Origin of the sequence: Burkholderia sp. LMG 13014 (genome assembly GCF_905232215.1) — a bacterium.
Classification (GTDB): domain Bacteria; phylum Pseudomonadota; class Gammaproteobacteria; order Burkholderiales; family Burkholderiaceae; genus Burkholderia.
Genome location: NZ_CAJNKE010000556.1, coordinates 1 through 3,882 on the forward strand (window position 1 = coordinate 1; position 3,882 = coordinate 3,882).

The 3,882-nt window shown below is 67.6% G+C and carries 3 protein-coding genes and 1 pseudogene; all 4 read right to left on the reverse strand.

Annotation, left to right across the window (positions count from 1 at the left end; genetic code table 11):
• A pseudogene (locus tag JYJ84_RS30760) lies at nucleotides 1-558 on the reverse strand (heptosyltransferase); the annotation flags it as partial.
• 286 nt (nucleotides 559-844) lie between these two features.
• Complete coding sequence (locus JYJ84_RS30765) at nucleotides 845-1,915, reverse strand: glycosyltransferase family 4 protein (RefSeq protein ID WP_175223055.1); 1,071 nt, start codon at nucleotides 1,913-1,915, stop codon at nucleotides 845-847.
• A 34-nt stretch (nucleotides 1,916-1,949) separates the two neighbouring features.
• Nucleotides 1,950-3,737 (reverse strand): lipid A export permease/ATP-binding protein MsbA, encoded by a 1,788-nt coding sequence (gene msbA / locus JYJ84_RS30770; RefSeq protein WP_122945943.1) that lies wholly within the window; start codon nucleotides 3,735-3,737, stop codon nucleotides 1,950-1,952.
• A 32-nt stretch (nucleotides 3,738-3,769) separates the two neighbouring features.
• The coding region (locus tag JYJ84_RS38590) for a hypothetical protein (RefSeq protein ID WP_374102144.1) at nucleotides 3,770-3,882 on the reverse strand (113 nt) is incomplete at its 5' end.

Here is a 3,882-nt window from a genome sequence, read left to right on the forward strand (position 1 = left end):
GGGCAGCTCGGTGCTCGCGGCCGGCGCCGGCCAGTCACCCGGCCGGTACGCGCGTGGCGACGGACCGTCGATCAGGTCGGCGGTCAGATCCCCCCACGCGGCGGGCTCCTCGGGATAGGGGCGGCACTCGTCGACCGGCCAGTTCTTCCAGGCCGGGGAATCGCCGCCATGCGCGACGATCCAGCGGCACCCCGCGCCGAGCGCGAGCCAGCTGTGGCGGTTGTCCGCGGCAACGATGCCGAGATCGTAAGGCCCCGACGCCAGCAGCCGGCGCACCGACACGGGATCGCGCGGATCGAAGGCCAATGCCTGCACGCCAAACGGTCCGCCGGTGTACAGCGGCGCAACCGCCTTCGGGCATGCGAGCACGATGCGCGCGGCCGGATGCTGTTCGCGCAATTTCGCCAGCAACGGTGTCAGCAACAGCGTATCGCCGAGCAGCAGGTGATGCGCGACGAAAATGCTCGCCGGCTGCAAGGGTCTGCGCCGCAGCGGCTTGAACAGCAATCTCGGCAGAGCCCGCGCGAAGATGTGGATACGTCCGGGAAAACGGCTCATCGGTTTACGGCGGGCGTCTCGATGGCAGGACTCGCAGTGAACATCGGCCTGACGAACGGCCAATTCGTCACACGAATCGTCATGATCATTGTGGATTGAATAAGTGCTTGCGCGGGGCAAATCGCGCCGGGCAACCTGTTCGGCGCACCGGAGCGGAAATCGCGAGCCGCGCTGCCAAACACCGGCCACCGGCCGGTAAACAGGCCGCCAGAGTATACCATCGCCCCCTCGCACTTCCGAACCGAAAGCCAGCCGACAGGCTGGCCATTGCGTGGCCGGGATGCAGCTACGCCGACGTACGCCCGTGGACCGTGCGAGCCAGCGCGAGCAACTGCTCGACATGATGGCGCACGCCCGGGTCGTAGCCCACCGCGCCGTGCGCGACGGCCGCCCGGTCGACGGCTTGCGTCCCGCTCGCCGCCGTCGCCAGCACCGCGCGCAGCGAATCTAGATCGTCCGCCGCGAACGTCAGCTTCGCATGCTCCGCGATCACGTCGTGGCAACCCAGCGTCGGTGGCAGGATCACCGGCGTCCCGCACATGACCGACTCGATGCCGACCAGCCCGAACGGCTCGTATTTCGATGCGAGGATCGTGTAATCCGCTGCCCGGTAGCCGTCCTCGATGTCCTTCACGTAGCCGATGTAGCGCAGTTGCGCCGAGGTCCGCTCGGGCGGCCGGCCGGCCACCGCGACGACGATCGATGCGTCCGTGCCCTTCAGCGCGGCCTCGATCAGCGGCAGGCCCTTGCGCACGTGACTGCTCGACGGAAACAGCAGGACGACGTCGCGCTCGTCGAACCCGAAGCGGCGCCGCAACGCCGCCCGCTCGCCGTCGCCGACCGGTGTGAAGCGCTGCGCGTCGACCGGCGGATACAACATGCGGATCTTCGCGTCGTCGACGCCGTACAGCGTGCGCAACTCGTCGCGCATCATCTGCGAATGGGCGACGACGTAGCGCGCGGCCGCATACTGCCGGCTCTCGAGCGCAATCTGGCGCCGGTCGAAATAGCCCGGCGCCCGGCCGATCGCGCGCAGGAAGCCGCGATGCGTGCCGCCGCAAATCGCGATCTCGGCGCCGACGACCCGGTTGCAGCCGATCAGGACGTCGACGTTCGCAGCGCGGCGCGCGCCGCGCAGCCGCCACGAAAACCATTCGTCGCGCAGCTTGCCGGGCAGGAACGACACATCGATCCGATGCGGCTCGACGAGCCGCGCCTCGGGAATCGACGCATCGACCGACCGAGCGAAGAACGCCGGCGTCACCCCGGCCTCCACCATCCCGCGTGCGATATCGATCGCGTAGCGCTCGAGGCCGCCGCCGTGTTTCAACGCATTGGCCGACAGGCCGATCTTCATCGCGGCACTCCCGCGATACGAACCGGCGCGACGCTCACCCGGCCTCCTGCTGGAACTGGATCCGGTGCAGGTGCGCATACAGGCCGCCGGATTCGAGCAGCTCCGCGTGGTTGCCGCTCTCGACGATGCGGCCGCCGTCCATCACGAGAATCCGGTCGGCACGCTCGATCGTCGACAGCCGGTGTGCGATCACCAGCGTCGTACGGCCCTTCATCAGCGTCTCGAGCGCCGCCTGCACATGGCGCTCGGATTCGGAATCGAGCGCCGACGTCGCTTCGTCGAGAATCAGGATCGGCGCATCCTTGTAGATCGCGCGGGCGATCGCGAGGCGCTGGCGCTGGCCACCCGACAGGCGCATGCCGTTGTCGCCGACGAGCGTGTCGAGCCCGTCGGGCATCGCCTCGACCGTGCTGAGCAGGTTCGCCGCGCGCAGCGCCGCGGTCACGCGCTCGCGGTCGGGCGTCTGCCCGTACGCGACGTTGCTCGCGATCGTATCGTTGAACAGCACGACATCCTGGCTCACCATCGCGATCTGGCCGCGCAAGTCGCGCAGCTGGTACTCGGGCAACGCCACGCCATCGACGAGGATCTCGCCGGAGGTCGGATCGAAGAAGCGCGGCAACAGGTTGACGAGCGTCGTCTTGCCGCTGCCCGACGGGCCCGCGAGCGCGATCATCTCGCCGGGCGCCACGTCGAACGACACGCGATCGAGCGTCGGCTTGCCGGTACCCGCGCCATACGCGAACGACACGTCGCGGAACCGGATCCGGCCCGTCGCCTTCTCGAGCGGCTTGCCGCCGCCTTCGGGCTCGCACGGCTCGTCGATCAGGCCGAAGATCAGCTCGGCCGCCGTCATCCCGCGCTGCAGCGGCTGGTTCACGTCCATCAGGTGCTTGAGCGGCGAAATGATCAGCAGCATCGCCGTGACGAACGCGACGAAACCGCCGACCGTCGTCTGGTCGTTCGACGACTGCACGACCGCGATCGTCAGCACGACCGCCAGTGCGATCGACGCAAGAAACTGCGTGAGCGGCTGCGCGAGCCCGCCCGACACGATCATCCGCATCGAATAGCCGCGCAGGCGCCGGCTCAGCTCGTTGAAGCGGCCGATTTCGTACTGCTCGCCGTTGTGGATCTTGACGACCTTGTAGCCGCCCACGGTTTCCTCGACGATGTACGCGAGCTGGTTCGTCAGCATCTGGTGCTCGCGGTTCAGCCGGCGCAGGCGCCGGTTGATCTTGCCGACGAGCCAGCCGATGCACGGCAGCAGCACGGCGACGATCAGCGTGAGCCGCCAGTTCAGGTAGAACAGGTAGCCGAGCAGGAAAAGCACCGTCAACGAATCGCGCACGAGCGTGATCAGCACGCCCAGCAGGACGTTCAGGACCTGGTTGACCTCGAAGACGACCGCGTTGATCACCGTGCTCGCGGTCTCGCGCTGGAAAAACGACACGCCGGTGTGGATCATCCGGTCGAACATCTGGATCCGCAGATCGAGCAGGATCCGGTTCGACACGTATTGCAGCAGGTAGTTGGACGCGTACTGCGCGGCGGCCCGCACGAGCGCGAGACCGACGACCGCGATCGGCACGTAGAGCTTCGCGCTCACATCGCCCTTGGTGCCGAAACCGCGATCGAGCAGCGGCTTGAGCAGCGCCGGGATCCCGGCTTCGGTTGCGGCGACGACGGCCATCGCGAGGACGCCGGCCACCATCACCCACAGGAGCGGCTTCAGGTAAGGCCACAAACGGCGTGCGACGACCACGGGCGACGACGCGTCTTCGCCGCCCAGGGGTTTGCTAAGAGTAGGCTTGACGCTCAAGATGCCCTCAAGGAATTCGAACCGGGTAACATTCAGTAGACAATTTCGGCCGAGCTGCCGTCGAACGCCGCGCGCAGTTCCGCGAGCAGCACGTCGCTCGGCTTCACGCGCCACGCGTCGCCGAGACGCATTTCGCCCTGTGCCC